Raw genomic sequence first — 17512 nt, forward strand, 5'->3', positions numbered from 1 at the left:
TTCTCGCGGCCCGGGGGCTTGGGGGGCTTGGGGATGGGCCGGGAGCTAGGAGTCTACGCTTTCAGTGCGAAGTCGTTCCAATGCCAGCGTGCCGGAAGTCCGCTGGCGCGATCGGGCCGGGGCCCGCCCATGATGGCGGAACGCGGTACCGCACCTCCCGATTTGAAGTTCGCGAGCCGTGCGCTAGGATCGGGCTTTTCAAGGAGGCTCATTTGAAACAGCTCATTGTCGTTGCGGCCATTGCACTGTCTTTTGCGGCGCCTGCGCGGACACAGCCGCTGGTGGATCCCAACAAGGTTGCCCCCGAATACCGCGAAGCCGCCGAGAAGCGTCGCGCCGAGCAGTTGCGACAGCGCGAATGCGCCATGAAGGCGGATCTCGAGAGGGTACTGCCGCGAGATCGCACCGCCTATCTCAATCATTGCCTCGACATGATGGCGGCCAAGCAATAGCAGCCGATGATCGCATTGGCGCCCGCGCCCTTGGCGCAGGCGATTTGTCGCAGCCGCGCCGCTACCGGCGCGACCGCTTCCTGGGAAACAGGCGATCGCGGATGTAGCGCGAGGTCGCGGTCAGGCGGATGCCGCGCGGCTTCTGCCAGGCGGCGCGGTCGATCTCGTTCTTGTCACCGATCGCGAGCCTGCCCTTGGCGTTCTTGGCGATGAAGATCGCGTCGCTCATCTTGCGGCCGGAGCGCTTGTTCCTGGCGGTCACTTCCTTCCAGAGGCTGATCCTGCCGAGCTTGAGCTTGGGCAGCTCCTCCTTGATCTCCCGCCGCAGGCAGTCCTTGTCGGATTCGCGCGCACGTTTGCGGCCGCCCGGGAACATCCACAGACCGTCCGATCGCCGTCTGACCAGCAAAACCTTGCCGCGCTTGGCGGCGACCAGCTTGGAAGACTTGGCCATTACTTTCGTAGATTATCGCGGCTCACAACCAGAATCTCGCCTATCGTAACTTGTCTAGGTCAATAGACAAGTTCGGCGGGGACATTGATCACAGCCTTGCGGGGCACTCAGCCCTCGCCCGCCTCCACCCGGTCCTCGGTCCTGATCCAGGCCATCATCATCTCCCAGGCGACCGACAGGATGATCGGACCGATGAACAGGCCGACGATCCCGTGGGCAAGCGTGCCGCCGATCACGCCGACGAAGATCACGATGGTCGGCGTGGTCAGGCCGCGCCCCATGACGAGCGGCTTCAGCATGGTGTCGATGAAGCCGACCAGGACCAGAAACACGGTGAGCAGCAGCGCCGTGGTGACGTCCTTGGCGGTCCAGATCCAGATGATGACCGGCAGCAGCACGAGGAAGGCGCCGATCTGAACGATCGAGAGCAGAAGCACGATGAAGGCGAGCAGGCCCGCGCTCGGCACCGCCGCGAGCTTGAAGCCGATGCCGGCGAGCAGCGCCTGCACGATCGCGACGCCGATCACGCCCTGCGCCACGGCGCGGATGGTCGCGCCCGCGAGCTCGAGGAAATGCTCGCTCTGCTCGGGCACGATGCGAAACAGGAAGCCGCGGCCTGCCGCGACCAGCCGCGGCCCGTGCGGAAACAGGAAGCCGGCCACGAACACCGAGACCAGGAATTGGAGCGTGCCGACGCCGGCATCGCCGGCGAGCGACAACAGCGGCCCCGCCAGCGGCTGGAGATACGGCGCCACCTCGCGCAGCACCGCGCGGATGTTGTTGTAGGCCTGCTCCCAGAGATCATAGAGCCACGGGCCGACCAGCGGCCACGATTTAAGCTGCTCCGGCGCCGACTGGAGCGCGAGATCGCCGGTGCCGAGCTGGCGCGCCAGCTCGCGCACGCCATCCACCGCGCTGATGCCGAGCCAGGTCGCCGGTCCAATGACGATGCCGAGCGTGATCACAGTGAGGATCGCAGCCGCGGTCTTGGGCCGGCCGCCCAGGACTTTGGCGACCCAGCTGAACGCCGGATAGAACGCGACCGCGAGCACGCCGCTCCAGGCCAGGATCGGCACGAACGGGCGAATGATCAGGAAGGTCCAGATGATCAGCAGGCCGAGCAGGACGACCCGGATCAGGAGCTGGATGATGTCCTCTCCCGTCAGGAGCTGACGGAGGGTTTTCACGGGCACGACCTTCCTTGCGGCATGAACGCGGGGTTCCCCAGACTTGCGCAACCCTGGCGTTATTGCCAGCCGCGCCACCGGCGTCAAGACGACCGGCCTGCCCCGGCGACTAGGAACGCATCGGGCCCATCCGCATTCCGGGTTGATGGCGCCCCTTCCCAGGCAACCCGATACACACGCGGGAATCCACCGCGGCGTCCACTATTCGCTGAGACGGAACGGCGCGCCCGGCTATTGGCGCTATGCCTACACCATTGGCGAAAAGGTCCGGTCCGGTCGGGTGCAAGGCAGCCTGGCGCTGCTCGCCATCAGGCGCGTAGAGATGCGGATCGACCGGGACATGCGCGGCCGGGCCGAGTGAACTTGCCGCGAGCCGCCGCGCGTCCGCGCTTGGCTAACGCCCGTTAACCGGATTTCCGGTCGCCGGTTTACGCCGCTGCAAATGCCAGTGGCTATCGTGGGTCGAGGTCCCAAGAAACATTCCGTGCAATGGCCAACAGCATCTGGACGATCGAAGAGTTCACCTGTGCGGGTTGCAGCATGAACTACACTGCGACACGCGAGGAGCACGCCGAAGCGCACTCCGGCAGCTTCAAATGCAGCATCTGCAGCGGTGTGGTGCACAGCTGGTCCGGCAAGCATCACTTCTTCGGCTGGCAGGCTGTGAAGACCAAGCCGCCCGTGTTCGGACGGCGCTGGGCCGGCGTCGCCTGACAGCGTGCGCGAATTGCGGCTTCTGCTACTCTGCGGCACCGGCTAGATTGAGCCTCCCCGCAGCTGAAGCCGAGACGCAATGACCGCTCCCTTCGTTCCCCAGATCGCCCTCTACCGCAACTGGCTCGCCACGCAGCGCGGCCTCAGCTTCGCAGGCTACGAGGAGATGCGGCAGTGGTCGGTGCGCGATCTCGATGCCTTCTGGCGCAGCATCTGGGACTATTACGATCTGCAATCGCCGACGCCATTTAAAACCGTGATCGCCGAGCGCAAGATGCCTGGTGCGGTCTGGTTTCCCGGCGCGCAAGTGAACTATGCCCGGCAGGTTTTCCGGCACGTCGAAGCGGCGCAAGCCGCCGGCCTGCCCGCGATCGTCAGCAGCGGCGAGGACGGCAAGCTCACGGAGACGAGCTGGCCGGAGCTGCGGCGCAAAGCGGCTGCACTCGCGCTGCATCTTAAGGACAAGGGCGTCAAGCCGGGCGACCGCGTCGCGGCGTACCTCCCCAACATCCCCGACACCATCATCGCATTTCTCGCCAGCGCGAGCATCGGCGCGGTCTGGAGTGTCTGCGCGCCCGACATGGCCGCACCCGCCGTGATCGATCGTTTCAAGCAGATCGAGCCCAAGGTGCTGATCGCCTGCGATGCTGTCACCTATGCCGGGCGCAAGCACGATCGGCGCGATGTGCTGGCCGAGCTGCGGCGATCGTTAACGACCGTCGAGCACGTGATCCTGCACAGCGAGGCCGGCGCTGGTGCCGCTGACGCCTTGCTGTCCGATATTCTCGCAGCGACCGGAGCCGCCGTCGACGCGTTCGAGCCGATGTGGCTGCCGTTCGACCATCCGCTCTGGATCGTCTATTCCAGTGGCACCACCGGCCTGCCGAAGCCGATCGTGCACGGCCATGGCGGGATCGTCATCGTGGTGCTGGCGCTGCTCGGCCTGCACAACGATATCGGCTGCTCCTATCACGAGAATTCTTTCGGCGAACGCTATCACTGGTACTCGTCGACCGGCTGGATCATGTGGAATAGCCAGGTCGGCGGCCTGCTCAGCGGCACCACCTGCTGCATCTTCGACGGCAGCCCCGGCGGCGCCAAGGACAAGCCGGATTGGGCCACGCTGTGGCGCTTCGTGGCGCAGTCGAAAGCGACCTTCTTCGGCGCCGGCGCGGCGTTCTTCGCCAATTGCGCCAAGGCCGAGATCGACCTTGCCGCCGCCGGCGATCTGTCACGGCTGCGCTGCCTCGGCTCGACCGGCTCGCCGCTGAGTGCCGACACGCAAGCCTGGTTCAACGACCGCTTCGCGGCGCTGTCGAAGACCAACGGCAGCAAGGCGCAGGCCGATATCTGGTGGGCGAACATCTCCGGGGGCACCGATTTCGCCGGCGCCTTCATCGGCGGCAATCGCGAATTGCCGCAGACGCCGGGCGCGATGCAATGCCGCCTGCTCGGCGCGGCAGTCGAAGCCTTCAGCGAACAGGGTCGTGCCGTCATCGATGAGGTCGGCGAGCTCGTCTGCACCGAGCCGATGCCGTCGATGCCGCTCTATTTCTGGAACGACAAGGACGGTGCGCGCTATCGCTCCAGCTATTTCGAGACCTATCCGGACAATTTCGACGGCAGCGGCCGCGGGCCGGTGTGGCGGCACGGCGACTGGCTCAAGATCAATCCGGACGGCTCCTGCATCATCTACGGCCGCAGCGATGCCACCATCAACCGGCACGGCCTGCGCATGGGCACCAGCGAGCTCTACTCCGCGATCGAGGCGCTGCCGGAGGTGCTCGATAGCCTCGTCGTTGACCTCGAATATCTCGGCCGCGACAGCTACATGCCGCTGTTCGTGGTGCTGCGCGAAGGTGTGACGTTTGACGGCGCGATGCAGGCCAAGATCAACAAGGCAATCGAAGCCAGCCTTTCCCGGCGCTTCCTTCCGAACGAGATCTTTGCCGTCGCCGAGATTCCGCGCACGCTGTCCGGCAAGAAGCAGGAGCTGCCGATCAAGAAGCTGCTGCTCGGCCAGCCCGTCGCGAAGGTCATCAACAAGGAGGCGATGGCCAATCCCGCCTGCCTCGACTGGTATCTGGAATTCGCGCGCAAATATCTCGCGCGGACCGCGGCGTAGGCCGTCGGTCCGAAAGATCGGCCCAATTGCGCCGACTACATTTGGAATCCGTTCACCGATCGCGGCTAGATCAGGATGGATCTCAGCAACGAACACACTCGCCATGGCCGACCTCAACGCAGTCCTCACCAGGCTCAACGATCGCCTGCTCCGCCTCGAGGGCGAGCTGTTCGTGCTTCGCTCGCTGGCGCGCGCGACGCTGACGGCGGGCGACGATCATGCGGCGCGGATGCGCAAGCTGGTCGAGGCCGCCAAGGTCGCGCTCGACGACGAAGCGAAACGCGAGCTCGACAAGCCGACGCGCAAATATGTCGATGCGGCCACCGCCCTGGTGGAGGAATTGCTGGTCGAGCCGACCCCCGCACGGCCGCTGTTCACCGTCATCGACGGCGGCCGGCGCGACTAATCGGTCAGGCTAGCTGGCTGCCTGATGCGGCGGAATCGCCGGCTTTCAGCCGGCTAATACCCGCCTCGATGATCGCGATCTCCTCGTCAATCTTTTCGATCGGCCGGCTGAAATCGTAGCCCGACCTGCTCTTCAGATCGACCGCGAGCCGCTGCCTGTGCAGCATCAGCTCGTCGAGCCCACGGCGATTCTTCAGCCGCACATAGGCGTCCACGATCTGCTCGATTGCGCTCGGCATGACATCGGTCCCGGCAAAAATGCCCGCGCGGCGCACCCGCGCCGGCCGGACATTTTGGTGTCGCGGTACGCAATACAAATCCGCGACGGATTCGTCGATACGACAGCCAGGTTGAAAACGTGTTACCGTCCGATGATTTCGTGGTGCGCGGCATGAAAAAGCCGCTGGCGATCACGCCAGCGGCCAAAGCCGGGTTCGAAAAGGGATCCGGATTGAAATGTCGCCAGCCCCGGCGGACGCGAGCCTAGCGGCAAGCCGGAAAGGTCTTCTGTCTGAAAAGCAACACAGGAACCGGCGCATCCGCATTTGCCGTCCGATCGTGGCCGCGCGGCAACGCTTAATCGACCACGCAAAAATACTTGCGCGGCCATTTGCGATAGGCGCTGTAGCGGTAATACGGCCGATAGGCGTAGCCGCGATGGATTGCCGGCGGCTCCTCGCCGTAATAGGAGCCGTGGTAGAAATTATACGGCATCCCTTCGGTGCAACGATAGGCATCCCAGGTCGGACCAATGAACGGCGCGACCCCGATCTCGGGGGGCACCACGGGGTACGGCCCCGCCTGTGCCGGAGCCGCACTCAATGCACCGAGAACAACTAACCACGCGCTTCGCATTCGCTCGCTCCTGGCCGTTTTGGGGTGCGCCCACAGAAGCACACCGCTGGAAACACTGGTGCGGACGGCCGCGCAATCGCCGAGTTCGGCGCAGCCCTCGCCGACGCATTGTTGATAACCGGCCCTAATGCCTCGTAGGTGGTGACAGGATGCTCCAGCGTGTTATCGGGAGTATGACGCAGTTGCGAGAGAGATCTGACACCCATGCGCATTACCCTTGTCGGCTCCCGCCATTTCGGCGTGACCACCCTGAACATGCTCCGGGAGCACGGCGTTGGGGTCGTGCGGGTCGTGGTAGCCGACGCGGAGGACCGCCTCGCTGCGGCCGCCAAGGCGGCCGGGATTGAGGTGGCGGTGCAGGCCAATCCGAAGCTGGTGGTCGCCTCCGAGATCGCCCCCGACACCGATCTGATCATCACCGCGCACAGTCATGCCCGGGTCGGCAAGGACGCCCTCGCTGCGGCGAAGCTGGGCGGGATCGGCTATCACCCCTCGCTGCTGCCGCGGCATCGTGGCAAGGCCGCGGTGGAATGGACCATCAAGGAGGGCGATCCGATCGCCGGCGGCACGATCTATCATCTTGCCGACCGCATGGACGCCGGCGCCATCGCGGCCCAGGACTGGTGCTTCGTGAAAAAGGGCGAGACCGCCCGCGAGCTCTGGGAGCGCGCCCTCGCCCCGCTTGGACTCAAGCTGCTGGCCGACGTGATCGATTATGCCAAGGTCCACAAGGCGCTGCCGGCCAAGGTCCAGGACGAGCAGTTCGCGACCTCGGCGCCAAGCCTTTCGTAGACAGGCTTTACCTTAAACAGGCCGGCCCCGAAGTCCCCGCGTTGAGTCTCTCCCTCACGTTTATAATTAACGTGAGGCCGCATTGATTTTGCTTCAAAAACTGGAGCCGAAAACCCAAATAAATCGTTGCTTCCACAGGAACAATTTTCGGTTTGGCGTTGCAACAAATTTCCGTCACATTTCGTCCGAATAAAGGTCAGCATCTCAGATATATTCAAGGACGGAATTCATGCGTTTTGGTCGCATCGCGGCGTTCTGTGCCGCTTCAGTTGTCGCCGGCACCCTCGCCGCTCCCGCTTTCGCCCAGAGCCCCTACGACGGCAACTGGCACGTCACCATTGTGACCAAGACCGGCTCCTGCGAGCCCACCGCAAGCTCCATGCTCACTGTCGCCGACGGCAAGATCAGCGCGCCCGGCGCTAACGTTTCCGGCACCATCGGCAGCGGGGGACTTGTGAAGGTTTCGATCAATGGTGCATATGCCAACGGTCAACTCAACGGCAACGCCGGATCGGGGAAGTGGAATGGAGCATCTGCAGGCATACCGTGCAGCGGGCGGTGGGAAGCATCGCGCCAATAAACCTATCGAGGCTCGCGCCAGAAACCGGCGGCTGCTGATCGCGGCCGCCGTTTTGTTTGCGGCGGGGCTGGCCAACTCTGAAGGCAAAGCTCAGTCCGGCCCGTTTGCTCCGCTGGCTGGCACGTGGAGCGGTGCCGGCACTGTCACGCTGGACGACGGCTCGACCGAGCGGATCCGCTGCCGGGCCAAATACGCCCCCATCGGCCCCACCATGGAGATGTCGCTGACCTGCGCCAGCGACGCCTACAAGTTCAACCTCGGCGCCAACGTGAGGGCTGAAGGCGGTGCCATCGCCGGCAGCTGGTCCGAGGCCAGCCGCAACATCTCGGGATCGCTGCAGGGTCGTGGCGCCGGCGGCAATTACGAGCTGGTCGCCTCCACCGCCGGCTTCAATGCCAACATTTCTCTGAAGACGAGTGGCAACAAGCAGAGCGTCGCGATGCGCGCCGACAGCCAGTTCCGCGGTGCCACCATCACTCTGTCGAAGTAAGCCAGTCAGTGACACGACAATCGACCCGGGCGTCGGCGCCGGGTCGATTTTTTTATGCGACGGGCACGAACGCTGTGACCTCGATCTCGACCTTGGCGCGCTCGTCGACGAGACCGCCGATATAGAGCAGCGTCGAAGGCGGAAAATTGCGCCCGAGCGTCTCCTTCCAGGCCGCGCCGATGCCGGCGCCCGCAGCTTCATATTCGCTGCGGCTGGTCAGGTACCAGGTCAGTCGGACGATGTGCTCGGGGCCGGCGCCCGCCTCGCCCAGGAGCTTGATGATCCGCTTCAGCGCGGTCGCAACCTGCGCCGCCATGTCGGGCGCGTAATTGCCGGCCTCGTCGCCCCCGGTTTGGCCGGCCAGCACCACCCAGCGGCCCGGCCCATCCACCTCGACGCCGTGAGAAAAGCCGCGCGGTTTTTTCCATTCGGCCGGCTGCAAGATACGCATGAGCGACATTCTCCCGTTTCTTGTCGTTGTTCACCTAAGCCTTAGCACGACATCCTGCATCGCTGCATCCGCAGATTTGGCCGTTGCAAACGGTGCCGATGTCGCCGATACCGGGGGTCCCCTCACGTTCGATCTCCTGCGCCGCCGATGCCCCCGACACCGTCCAAAACGATGGCCGCATTCTGGATGGCCGGCTGGCTAGCGCTGATGCTGGTCATGGCGGTGGCCGGGCGCGAGGCCACGCGCGAGCTCAATGTCTTCCAAATTATCGAAGTGCGATCGGTGATCGGGTTCGCGCTGCTGCTGCCGATCATCTACCGCAGCGGTGGCTTCAAGGCCGTCGCGACCGAACGCCTGCCCCAGCACCTCGCCCGCAACGGCGCCCATTATTTCGCACAGCTCGGCTGGTTCTATGCCCTGATGCTGATCGGGATCGGCCAGGTGGTGGCGATCGAATTCACCATGCCGATCTGGACCGCGCTGATGGCCGCAACCTTCCTGTCCGAGCGCATGACCGTCTGGAAGATCGCCGCGGTCGTGCTGGGTGTCGTCGGCGTCGTCATGATTGTGCGTCCCGCCGCCAGCGAGATCAATCCGGGCCAGATGATCGCGCTCGGAGCCGCAATCGGCTTCAGCATCTCCATGATCCTGGCGAAATCGCTGACCCGGACCGAGAGCGCATTGTCGATCCTGTTCTGGATGACCGTGGTGCAGTTTGTCGTAGGCCTGCTGCCGACGCTCTATGTCTGGACCTGGCCGTCAGCCACCCTTTGGGGCTGGCTCTTGGTCATCGGGGTCTGCGGCACATTCTCGCACTACTGCCTCCCCAGCGCGCTCCGCTACGCCGACGCGACGATCGTGGTTCCCATGGACTTCCTGCGGGTTCCGCTGACCGCGACCGCCGGCTGGCTGCTCTATTCCGAACGGCTCGATGCCTGGACCGTGCTCGGCGCCGCGTTGATCCTCTGCGGCAATCTCTTGAATTTAAAGCCGGCTTCGCCCGTTCCCGCCCGCGCGCAGTGAACCCCGCGCGGCCTCGCGCGACCAAACAAAGTGGTCGAGCGTGATTTGGATCACGTTGGAGGAGCCCTCCATCGTGCACATTCGGCCACACAGCAACGGGTTGAATGGATCGTACCGCCGTTCTGGTGGCGCGAAGTCGGGCACTTCGTGTAGGTTCGCTGTCGATTTGTTGCTGCCTGCAATTCGATTCTGGGGATTTCAGATGCGCTATCTCACCCTCCTCGTCTCGCTGATGTGCATGGCCCTGTCGGTCACTGCTGCGAAGGCTGATCGCCGTGTCGCCTTCGTGGTCGGCAATGGCTCCTACAAGAACGTCGCGCAATTGCCGAACCCGCCGATCGACGCCAAGGCTATGGCGGCGACACTGCGCAACGTCGGCTTCGAGGTGATCGAAGGATCCAATCTCAGCCGCGACCAGATGACGGAGAAGCTGCTCGATTTCGGCCGCAAGGCGCAGGGCTCCGACATCGCGCTGTTCTATTATGCCGGCCATGGCATTGCTGTCGGTGGCACCAACTATCTCCTGCCCGTCGATGCCGACATCAAGTCGGAGATGGACGTCAAGCTCGGCGCCGCCATCAACATCGACCTGACGCTCGAGCAGACCATGGGCGATGCCAAGGTCAAGCTCGTGTTCCTCGATGCCTGCCGCGACAATCCGTTCGCCGCCAAGATCAAGTCGAACTCGGCGACCCGCAGCGTCAACGTGCAGAGCGGTCTTGCCGAGATGAAGTCCGGCGAAGGCACGCTGATCGCGTTCGCCACCGGCCCCGGCCAGACCGCGCTCGACGGCCAGGAGGGCAATAACAGCCCGTTCACCCGCGCGCTGATCGACAACATCACCAAGCCCGGCGTCGAGATCCAGCAGGCGATGACGTCGGTGCGCGCTCAGGTCAACGAAGAGACCCACAAGGGCCAGCTGCCCTGGGGCCATACCAACCTGATCGGCGCGGTCTATCTCAACCAGGCTCCGACGACCCAGGTTGTCAACGCGGCTCCCACAGCTTCCAGCGTCGTACCGGCGGCGAGCGGCAGCAATGACGGCGTCGAGCTCGAATACTGGCGCTCGGTCAAGGAAAGCAACAAGCCGGAAGAGCTCAACGCCTATCTGGCGGCCTATCCGAACGGCCAGTTCAAGGCGCTCGCACTGGCGCGGCTTGCCGCGATCAAGAGCGGTCCGTCGACCACGAGCCGCACGCTCAATGCTGGTGTCGATCCCGCAGCCTTCACCGATGAGGCCTCTCAGCTCACCGAGGACCAGATCGGCCTCGACAAGAATCAGCGCCGCGATGTGCAGCGCCGCCTGACCGGGCTTGGCTTCGACACCAAGCAGACCGGCGTGTTCAGCGAGGAAACCCGGTCCGTCATCAAGCGCTGGCAGGCCGCGCGCGGCTATCCTTCGTCGGGCTATCTGAACAAGCCCCAGCATAAGGCCCTGCTCGCCGAAGTCGTGGCCGCGCCGCCGACCGCAAGCGATAACAGCCAGAAGGCGGCCCGCCGTGCCAGCGCCCCGGCAGGCAGCAGCGCGCCGGCACCGGCTCCCCAGCGCAGCAGTCCCGGTGATGCGGCCGGCGCAGCCTTCGTCGGCGGCGTCGTCGGCGGCATGATGGGCGGCATGTTCCGGCGCTAAGGCGAGGCCTTTGCGCGAATCGGGATAGGGGGAGTCTCGCGACTCCTCCCCTCCCACACCACCGTACATACGGGTCCGTATACGGCGGTTCGGCGGATTATGCAGGCCACTGTCCCGTGACGGAAGCCAAGCCGAGCGAAGCGAAGAAGCTGTTTGGCAGAGCAATGGCAAGCGCGGGGCTGTTCGCGAGCCGCCAAGGGCCATGCGGGGCGCCGGCAGTTTGCGCTGCCAGATCCCGGCCGACGCCACGGCGTCGCAGCTCGGCGAAGCGAGCGGGTCCATACTTCCATTGCTTCCAGACGACGGCGCGCAGCCGCCGCCTGATCCACCGGTCAAGCACGCGCAACACCGACGGGGTTTGGCAGAAGCCGAAGTAGCCGCGCCACCCGATCAGGTAGGCTGACAGCTCCTTGGTAATCTGCACGAGGCTTCGACCGCACGTGCGTCGCGTCAGCTCCAGAACTTTTACCTTGAAGCGGGCGAGCGCCTGCGGCGCGATGCGCCGTCGCGGTGGTTCACTTCCGCCGGTAAAGCTGAAGCCCAGGAACTTGCGAACGCTCGGTTTGGCGACCGCACTCTTGGCCTTGTTGATCTTGAGCTTGAGGTGCTTTTCGAGGAACCGTTCGAGGCCGGCCAACACCCGCTCGCCCGCCTTCTGACTGCGTACATAGATATTGCAGTCGTCGGCGTAGCGCACGAAGCGATGGCCGCGTTTCTCCAGTTCCTTGTCCAGCACATCCAGCATCAGGTTCGACAACAGCGGCGAGAGCGGTCCGCCTTGCGGCGTACCCTCCTCCGTCGGGCTGACCAGCCCTGCCTCCATCACACCCGCAGTCAAGAAGCCACGGATGAGCTTGAGGAGGCGCTTGTCAGCGACCCGTTTGGCAATGAGCCCCATCAGGATGTCGTGGTTGACCCGGTCGAAGAACTTTTCCAGATCGATGTCGACGACGACGGCGTAACCGGATGCGATGTAGGTCTGCGCCCGTTCCACCGCCTGATGCGCCGAGCGGGTCGGCCGGAAGCCGAAGCTCGCCTCGGAGAACGTTCCGTCCCAATCTGCCTGCAACACCTGCATCACCGCCTGCTGGATGAAGCGGTCGAGCACCGTCGGGATGCCGAGCGGCCGCAGGCCGCCCGACGCCTTCGGTATCTCCACCCGCCGCACCGGCTGTGGCTTATAGGTGCCGTCAAGCAACTGGGCGCGGATCGTGAGCCAGTGCTCCTTCAGATAGGCCGATAGCTCGCCGACGGTCATCCCATCGACGCCTGCCGCACCCTTGTTGCGCTTCACTTGCGCCAATGCTGCTTGCAGATTCTCACGCTCGACGACTACTTCCATCGACGGTCCTGCGACCGCCGGGCGTTCGAGGCTGGCTCTCACCGCGCTTGCTTCGGTCTCTCCGGCGGCGGAGCTTGCGGCTTCACCGCCTGCTCCGGTGCCCAAGTTCAGTTCGACCTGATTCTTCTGCCGCATGGCTCGCGCGAGATCGTTGCTCTACTAACCACTTCCACCGTTCGGGCCTTCGGCGGCACACGCCACCTACTATGCCCTCAGCTGACTTCTGCGCTGCGGTCGGGCCGCCTTACGACGACCTCAGTCCCGTTGCCGGGACACAACGCAGACCTCCCGAGGTAAGACCGACCGCCTTCACCGCGCGCCCGCCGAATTTACCACCCCGACCCTTGATGACCCTGGACTTCGCGATCAGTTGCTCGCTCGTCCGGCCGGGTAGGCCTCGTTATCCGGTGTTTGTCCATCGGGCCGCGGCTTTGCTCCACGCTTTCTTCAGACCCCACCTCGCGGTGACGCCCTTGCGCTTCGCTAATCCTTCGCCGCCATCAGGCTGGATAGAGGACTTCCACCTCCAAGCTGTCGTTCATACTCGGCACACAACACAAACCCCGGCTCGCGCCGGGGCCGGCTCGCGCCGGGCTTTTTCTTTGGTCCGCGCTTAAAGCATGATCCGGAAAAGTGCGAAGCGGTTTTCCGGAAAGATCATGCGCAAACAACAACCTAAAGCGCGATGACGATTCATCCAAATCTCATCGCGCTTTAGCATCTCCATCATCGCGAGCGCCGCACGCGAACGCCTCTTCCTGCGGACAGACGGACGCCCGAGCGGGCCGCTACTTCCCCGCCGCCTTGCGCAGGGCCTCGTTGATGCGGTCCTGCCAACCCGGCCCGCCTTCCTGGAAGAACTCCAGCACGTCCTGGTCGATGCGCAGTGTGACCTGCTCCTTGATGCCGGGGACGGCGTTCTGCTTCGGCGGTGGCGCGGCGACCTTGGCCGTCACCTTCTTGAACGCTGCCTCCGCCTCGGTCCGCGCGTCACCCAGCGTGCGCGGCCGCCTCGGTTGATCCGCCATGTCCTAGATTCCCTCAAACAGAGCCGTCGAAAGATAACGTTCGGAGAACGACGGCACCACCGCGAGGATGGTTTTTCCCGCAGCTTCCGGCCGCTTGCCGATCTCGAGCGCCGCAGCGATCGCCGCGCCCGACGAGATGCCGCCCGGAATGCCCTCATGCCGCGCCAGCGCGCGCGAGATCTCGATGGCGGTCGTCGAATTGATCTTCACGATCTCATCGATCACCGAGCGGTCGAGGATGTCGGGCACGAAGCCCGCGCCGATGCCCTGGATCTTGTGCGGCGTGTGCTGGCCGCCCGACAGCACCGGGCTCTCCTCCGGCTCGACCGCGACGACGCGCAGCGACGGCTTGCGCGGCTTCAACACCTGGCCGACGCCAGTGATGGTGCCGCCGGTGCCGACGCCGGCGACGAAGAAGTCGATGTTGCCGCCGGTGTCGTTCCAGATCTCCTCCGCAGTGGTGCGGCGATGCACCTCGGGATTGGCGAGGTTCTTGAACTGCTGCGGCATCACCGAGTTCGGCGTCGTCTTCAAGAGCTCCTCGGCGGTCGCGATCGCGCCCTTCATGCCCTGCGCGGCCGGCGTCAGCACCAATTCGGCGCCAAGAAAGGCCAGCATCTTGCGCCGCTCGATCGACATCGATTCCGGCATCACCAGCTTCAGCCGGTAGCCGCGCGAAGCGGCGACGAAAGCGAGCGCGATGCCGGTGTTGCCGGAGGTCGGTTCGATCAGCACGGTGTCGGGCTTGACGATCCCCGCCTTCTCCATCGCGATGATCATGGCCGCGCCGATGCGGTCCTTCACGCTCGCGGCAGGGTTGAAATATTCAAGTTTTGCCAAAATGGTCGCGTTCACGCCGTGCATGCCCGGCAGGCGGCGCAAGCGCACGATCGGCGTGTCGCCAAAAGCCTCGACGATCGAAGAATAGATCCGGCCGCGGCCGGGTTGGTGCGCTGCACCCGTCATTGCAGCCTTTTCGGACGATGCGTCCATGATGAACTCCCTGTGGCGACAATACACTTCTTTCGCAGCTCTTGCGCAGTTGCGGACACCTTGCGACGGCACGCAAGCGACAATGCGGCACATGTTAAATACGCTGCATCGCAAAATCGCGTGAGCTGTAATTAGCAGAAAACCAACGCATTTGTGTTGCGACCTCGTCAACTGATTCTGCTTATGTTAGACTTAGGTCTCAAAGCAGGGAGGTCACCGCGATGTCAGCAGTTGCTGAAGTGTTGTCGACCGTCGCGCATCACCGCCAACCGCGTTGTAGCGAGTTGCCCACCTGTCCGGTCTGCGCCGACTCCATGGTCGCCGCCGAAGCATCCGCCTACGTCTCGGACCACATGATCTCGTACCTCTGGACCTGCGACAATTGCGGCTATGGTTTCGTGACCAAGCATGCCGTCAAGCAGCGGATCGTCTGCAATTGACCGTTGATCGTCTCAGCGCGGGGCAATATCGCCCCTCGCCCAGTCCTCTCGCGTACGCTGATAGAACTCCTCGAACGTTCCGTGTGCGATCGCGTTCCTGATGCCCTGCATCAGGAACTGATAGTAGGCGATATTGATCTCGGACAGCAGCATCGCCCCCAGCGTCTCGCCGGCCTTGACGAGATGATGCAGATAGGCGCGCGCACAGTTGCGCGCCGACGGCCAGGGGCTCTCCTCATCGAGCGGGCGCGGATCGTCGGCGTGGCGTGCGTTGCGCAAATTGACTTGGCCGAAGCGCGTGAAGGCGACGCCGTGGCGGCCATTGCGCGTCGGCATCACGCAATCGAACATGTCGACGCCGCGCTTCACCGCCTCCAGTATGTCGTCGGGCGTGCCGACGCCCATCAGGTAGCGCGGCCGGTCGATCGGCAGCGCCGGCGCGGTCTCGTCGATCATCGCCAGCATCACCGCCTGAGGCTCGCCGACGGCGAGGCCGCCGATCGCATAGCCGTGAAAACCCATCTCGACGAGGCCTTGTGCGCTCGCGTGACGAAGCTGCGGGATGTCGCCGCCCTGGACGATGCCGAACAGCATGTAGCCGTCGGGCGCACTTTCGAAAGCGCGCTTGCTTCGCTCGGCCCAGCGCAGCGACAGCCGCATCGCGCGCTCGATGTCGTCGCGCTCGGCCGGCAGCCGCACGCATTCGTCCATCTGCATGGCGATGTCGGAGCCGAGGAAGCGCTGCACCTCGATCGAGCGCTCCGGCGACAGCTCGACCTTGGCGCCGTCGATATGCGAGCGGAAAGTCACGGCGTGCTCGCTGACCCTGCGTAAGTCGGCCAGCGACATCACCTGGAAGCCGCCGGAATCCGTCAGCATCGGCCCATTCCAGCCGGTGAATTTCTGCAAGCCGCCGAGCGCTGCGATCCGCTCGGCGCCGGGACGCAGCATCAGGTGATAGGTGTTGCCGAGCACGATGTCGGCGCCGGCCTCGCGCACCTCGCGCCAATGCATGCCTTTCATGGCGCCGGCGGTTCCGACCGGCATGAAGGCGGGCGTGCGCACCACGCCGTGCGGCGTGGTCAGGCGCCCGGTGCGTGCGGCCCCATCGGTGGCGAGCAGTTCGAAATAATTGGCTAGACCTGTGTCCGGAAGATTCATGGCCGTGCTTATTGCGTGTCGGGGGATGCCGATCAACCCGCCCATGCTCCAGACTGGGACAGAATGGGCGCGGATATTTCACGCGCCGCGCTTGTTAAATAAAACGATACAGTGTAGTTTTACCTGGGGCTGGACGAGATGCCGCGGCAGGGTTGCCGGCGGCTGTAGATGCGTGATCGCCAGCCACCGACGATGCTCCCCGCTTCATGTTCGACCGAGATGTCCGGCCCCGCGCGCGGCTGGATCAGGCAGACAAGCGCCCGCCTGACCGGCGCCATGGCCCTGACATGCAGCCTGGCGCTCGCGGCCTGCACCTCCCTGCCCCGCACGCCCTATACGGCAGCTGAAGCCAGCTCATCGCGCGTGCTCGATATCGACGGCCTCAGGCGCTACGCCGACGAGCCGGTCACGAAATTCAGCTTCGAGAAGGACACCAGCACCGCCACGAAAACCTATCTGGCGCTCTCGGGCGGCGGCGCCGACGGCGCCTATGGCGTCGGCGTGCTCAACGGCTGGACCGCGGCCCGAACCCGTCCGACCTTCTCGGTCGTCTCGGGTGTCAGCACCGGCGGACTGATCGCGCCTTTCGCGTTCCTCGGGTCGCAATATGACGACACGCTGAAAGAGGTCTACACCAGCGGTATCGCAGAGAGCCTCCTGAACGACCCCAGCATCATGCGCGTGCTGTTCGGATCGGGCCTGTTCGGCAACACGCGGCTGCGCGAGCTGGTCGCCCGCTATGTCGGGCCGGAGATCCTGGCGCAGGTCGCGCGCGAAAATGCCAAGGGCCGAAGGCTGCTGGTGGTCACGACCGATCTCGACACCCAGCGGACCGCGATCTGGGACATGGGCAAGATCGCCGCGGTCGGGACGCCCGAGGCGCTCAAGCTGTTTCGCGACGTGATGGCGGCCTCCGCCAGCATTCCGCTCGTGTTTCCGCCGATCATGATCGACGCCGAAGGCCAGGGCCGCAAATTTCAGGAGATGCATGTCGACGGCGGGGTGACGGCCCCGGTGCTGACGCTGCCGGAGGCCCTGCTGTTCCAGAGCAGTCGCCTGCCGGGCACCGCGAAGATGGACATCTATATCCTTGTCAACAAGAAGATCGAACGCAACTTCGAGCTGGTGTCGAACAGCACGATCGATGTCGCCTCGCGCAGCCTATCGGCAATCACGCAGTCGCAGACGCGTTCGATCATCTTCTCAACCTACGATTTCGCCAAACGCAACCGCCTCGGCTTCCACCTCTCCTACATAGCGCGCGATTATCCCGCGCCGCCGTCGGAAGGGTTCGACACTGGCTATATGCGGGCGCTGTACCAGTACGGATATGACAAGGCCGCGTCCGGCCAGGCCTGGACCTCGACGCTCCCATGAGCACGTCTTGACG

General features: G+C 64.4%; 21 protein-coding genes. 12 read left to right on the forward strand and 9 right to left on the reverse strand.

Annotated elements, in window-relative coordinates; all coding sequences use genetic code 11:
- The first annotated feature begins 212 nt into the window (after positions 1–212).
- Positions 213–452: a hypothetical protein gene (locus tag AC5V87_RS21560; protein ID WP_495367702.1), complete on the forward strand. Its 240-nt coding sequence runs from the start codon at positions 213–215 to the stop codon at positions 450–452.
- A 61-nt stretch (positions 453–513) separates the two neighbouring features.
- On the opposite strand, the gene AC5V87_RS21565 is transcribed toward AC5V87_RS21560, so the two are convergent.
- A complete protein-coding gene (locus AC5V87_RS21565) occupies positions 514–906 on the reverse strand; it encodes an NUDIX hydrolase (RefSeq protein ID WP_235546306.1) in 393 nt (130 codons plus the stop codon).
- Between the two features lie 107 nt (positions 907–1013).
- The gene (locus AC5V87_RS21570; protein ID WP_456838379.1) at positions 1014–2099 is read right to left on the reverse strand and encodes an AI-2E family transporter; all 1086 of its coding nucleotides are present in this window, start codon (positions 2097–2099) and stop codon (positions 1014–1016) included.
- Between the two features lie 37 nt (positions 2100–2136).
- Here AC5V87_RS21570 and AC5V87_RS21575 point away from each other — a divergent pair, with 37 nt between their 5' ends.
- From AC5V87_RS21575 to AC5V87_RS21590, 4 genes are all read left to right on the forward strand, one after another.
- Positions 2137–2454, forward strand: coding sequence for a hypothetical protein (locus AC5V87_RS21575; RefSeq protein WP_456838378.1), 318 nt, complete (start codon positions 2137–2139; stop codon positions 2452–2454).
- A gap of 128 nt (positions 2455–2582) precedes the next feature.
- Complete coding sequence (locus AC5V87_RS21580) at positions 2583–2807, forward strand: hypothetical protein (RefSeq protein ID WP_027559254.1); 225 nt, start codon at positions 2583–2585, stop codon at positions 2805–2807.
- Positions 2808–2886: 79 nt separating this feature from the next.
- Positions 2887–4932 (forward strand): acetoacetate--CoA ligase, encoded by a 2046-nt coding sequence (locus AC5V87_RS21585; protein ID WP_456838377.1) that lies wholly within the window; start codon positions 2887–2889, stop codon positions 4930–4932.
- A gap of 103 nt (positions 4933–5035) precedes the next feature.
- Positions 5036–5338: a hypothetical protein gene (locus AC5V87_RS21590; protein WP_011087444.1), complete on the forward strand. Its 303-nt coding sequence runs from the start codon at positions 5036–5038 to the stop codon at positions 5336–5338.
- A gap of 4 nt (positions 5339–5342) precedes the next feature.
- On the opposite strand, the gene AC5V87_RS21595 is transcribed toward AC5V87_RS21590, so the two are convergent.
- Positions 5343–5576, reverse strand: a complete 234-nt coding sequence (locus tag AC5V87_RS21595; protein WP_456838376.1) for a hypothetical protein — start codon at positions 5574–5576, stop codon at positions 5343–5345.
- A 337-nt stretch (positions 5577–5913) separates the two neighbouring features.
- Positions 5914–6192, reverse strand: a complete 279-nt coding sequence (locus AC5V87_RS21600) for a hypothetical protein (protein ID WP_456838375.1) — start codon at positions 6190–6192, stop codon at positions 5914–5916.
- A gap of 204 nt (positions 6193–6396) precedes the next feature.
- On the opposite strand from AC5V87_RS21600, the gene AC5V87_RS21605 reads away from it, so the two are divergent.
- From AC5V87_RS21605 to AC5V87_RS21615, 3 genes are all read left to right on the forward strand, one after another.
- The gene (locus AC5V87_RS21605; protein ID WP_456838374.1) at positions 6397–6984 is read left to right on the forward strand and encodes a formyltransferase family protein; all 588 of its coding nucleotides are present in this window, start codon (positions 6397–6399) and stop codon (positions 6982–6984) included.
- Positions 6985–7213: 229 nt separating this feature from the next.
- Positions 7214–7564, forward strand: a complete 351-nt coding sequence (locus AC5V87_RS21610; protein ID WP_456838373.1) for a hypothetical protein — start codon at positions 7214–7216, stop codon at positions 7562–7564.
- Positions 7509–8054: a hypothetical protein gene (locus tag AC5V87_RS21615; protein ID WP_456838372.1), complete on the forward strand. Its 546-nt coding sequence runs from the start codon at positions 7509–7511 to the stop codon at positions 8052–8054. Before AC5V87_RS21610 ends, AC5V87_RS21615 begins: the two co-directional genes overlap by 56 nt.
- Before the next feature lie 52 nt (positions 8055–8106).
- Here AC5V87_RS21615 and AC5V87_RS21620 read toward each other — a convergent pair whose 3' ends face one another.
- Positions 8107–8505, reverse strand: a complete 399-nt coding sequence (locus AC5V87_RS21620) for a RidA family protein (protein WP_495367704.1) — start codon at positions 8503–8505, stop codon at positions 8107–8109.
- Positions 8506–8652: 147 nt separating this feature from the next.
- Between AC5V87_RS21620 and AC5V87_RS21625 the strand changes: the two genes are divergently transcribed.
- Positions 8653–9528 (forward strand): DMT family transporter, encoded by an 876-nt coding sequence (locus AC5V87_RS21625; protein ID WP_495367705.1) that lies wholly within the window; start codon positions 8653–8655, stop codon positions 9526–9528.
- Between the two features lie 202 nt (positions 9529–9730).
- On the forward strand, positions 9731–11158 hold the full coding sequence (locus tag AC5V87_RS21630) for a caspase family protein (protein WP_456838370.1): 1428 nt from the start codon (positions 9731–9733) through the stop codon (positions 11156–11158).
- A gap of 97 nt (positions 11159–11255) precedes the next feature.
- Here AC5V87_RS21630 and ltrA read toward each other — a convergent pair whose 3' ends face one another.
- The 3 genes from ltrA to cysK form a co-directional block, all read right to left on the reverse strand.
- Positions 11256–12635: a group II intron reverse transcriptase/maturase gene (gene ltrA / locus AC5V87_RS21635; protein WP_456837647.1), complete on the reverse strand. Its 1380-nt coding sequence runs from the start codon at positions 12633–12635 to the stop codon at positions 11256–11258.
- Between the two features lie 653 nt (positions 12636–13288).
- Positions 13289–13528 (reverse strand): BrnA antitoxin family protein, encoded by a 240-nt coding sequence (locus AC5V87_RS21640; protein ID WP_172783722.1) that lies wholly within the window; start codon positions 13526–13528, stop codon positions 13289–13291.
- A 3-nt stretch (positions 13529–13531) separates the two neighbouring features.
- Positions 13532–14521, reverse strand: a complete 990-nt coding sequence (gene cysK, locus AC5V87_RS21645; RefSeq protein WP_456838369.1) for a cysteine synthase A — start codon at positions 14519–14521, stop codon at positions 13532–13534.
- 221 nt (positions 14522–14742) lie between these two features.
- Here cysK and AC5V87_RS21650 point away from each other — a divergent pair, with 221 nt between their 5' ends.
- Positions 14743–14961: a hypothetical protein gene (locus AC5V87_RS21650; protein ID WP_456838368.1), complete on the forward strand. Its 219-nt coding sequence runs from the start codon at positions 14743–14745 to the stop codon at positions 14959–14961.
- A gap of 12 nt (positions 14962–14973) precedes the next feature.
- Here AC5V87_RS21650 and tgt read toward each other — a convergent pair whose 3' ends face one another.
- Positions 14974–16122, reverse strand: coding sequence for a tRNA guanosine(34) transglycosylase Tgt (tgt, locus tag AC5V87_RS21655; RefSeq protein ID WP_495367706.1), 1149 nt, complete (start codon positions 16120–16122; stop codon positions 14974–14976).
- A gap of 219 nt (positions 16123–16341) precedes the next feature.
- On the opposite strand from tgt, the gene AC5V87_RS21660 reads away from it, so the two are divergent.
- Positions 16342–17499, forward strand: a complete 1158-nt coding sequence (locus tag AC5V87_RS21660; RefSeq protein WP_456838366.1) for a patatin-like phospholipase family protein — start codon at positions 16342–16344, stop codon at positions 17497–17499.
- The last annotated feature ends 13 nt before the right edge of the window (positions 17500–17512 follow it).

The sequence above is a fragment of the Bradyrhizobium sp. SOJA106 genome (assembly GCF_059448745.1).

Bases quoted from the DNA above. Each gene is read 5' to 3' on its own strand.
- AC5V87_RS21590 (WP_011087444.1), top strand. From the start codon at position 5,036: ATGGCCGACCTCAACGCAGTCCTCACCAGGCTCAACGATCGCCTGCTC.
- AC5V87_RS21640 (WP_172783722.1), bottom strand. From the start codon at position 13,528: ATGGCGGATCAACCGAGGCGGCCGCGCACGCTGGGTGACGCGCGGACC.
- AC5V87_RS21660 (WP_456838366.1), top strand. From the start codon at position 16,342: ATGTCCGGCCCCGCGCGCGGCTGGATCAGGCAGACAAGCGCCCGCCTG.
- AC5V87_RS21625 (WP_495367705.1), top strand. From the start codon at position 8,653: ATGCCCCCGACACCGTCCAAAACGATGGCCGCATTCTGGATGGCCGGC.
- AC5V87_RS21580 (WP_027559254.1), top strand. From the start codon at position 2,583: ATGGCCAACAGCATCTGGACGATCGAAGAGTTCACCTGTGCGGGTTGC.
- AC5V87_RS21585 (WP_456838377.1), top strand. From the start codon at position 2,887: ATGACCGCTCCCTTCGTTCCCCAGATCGCCCTCTACCGCAACTGGCTC.
- AC5V87_RS21620 (WP_495367704.1), bottom strand. From the start codon at position 8,505: ATGCGTATCTTGCAGCCGGCCGAATGGAAAAAACCGCGCGGCTTTTCT.
- AC5V87_RS21630 (WP_456838370.1), top strand. From the start codon at position 9,731: ATGCGCTATCTCACCCTCCTCGTCTCGCTGATGTGCATGGCCCTGTCG.
- AC5V87_RS21605 (WP_456838374.1), top strand. From the start codon at position 6,397: ATGCGCATTACCCTTGTCGGCTCCCGCCATTTCGGCGTGACCACCCTG.
- ltrA (WP_456837647.1), bottom strand. From the start codon at position 12,635: ATGCGGCAGAAGAATCAGGTCGAACTGAACTTGGGCACCGGAGCAGGC.
- AC5V87_RS21650 (WP_456838368.1), top strand. From the start codon at position 14,743: ATGTCAGCAGTTGCTGAAGTGTTGTCGACCGTCGCGCATCACCGCCAA.
- AC5V87_RS21565 (WP_235546306.1), bottom strand. From the start codon at position 906: ATGGCCAAGTCTTCCAAGCTGGTCGCCGCCAAGCGCGGCAAGGTTTTG.
- AC5V87_RS21600 (WP_456838375.1), bottom strand. From the start codon at position 6,192: ATGCGAAGCGCGTGGTTAGTTGTTCTCGGTGCATTGAGTGCGGCTCCG.
- AC5V87_RS21595 (WP_456838376.1), bottom strand. From the start codon at position 5,576: ATGCCGAGCGCAATCGAGCAGATCGTGGACGCCTATGTGCGGCTGAAG.
- tgt (WP_495367706.1), bottom strand. From the start codon at position 16,122: ATGAATCTTCCGGACACAGGTCTAGCCAATTATTTCGAACTGCTCGCC.
- AC5V87_RS21615 (WP_456838372.1), top strand. From the start codon at position 7,509: ATGGAGCATCTGCAGGCATACCGTGCAGCGGGCGGTGGGAAGCATCGC.
- cysK (WP_456838369.1), bottom strand. From the start codon at position 14,521: ATGGACGCATCGTCCGAAAAGGCTGCAATGACGGGTGCAGCGCACCAA.
- AC5V87_RS21610 (WP_456838373.1), top strand. From the start codon at position 7,214: ATGCGTTTTGGTCGCATCGCGGCGTTCTGTGCCGCTTCAGTTGTCGCC.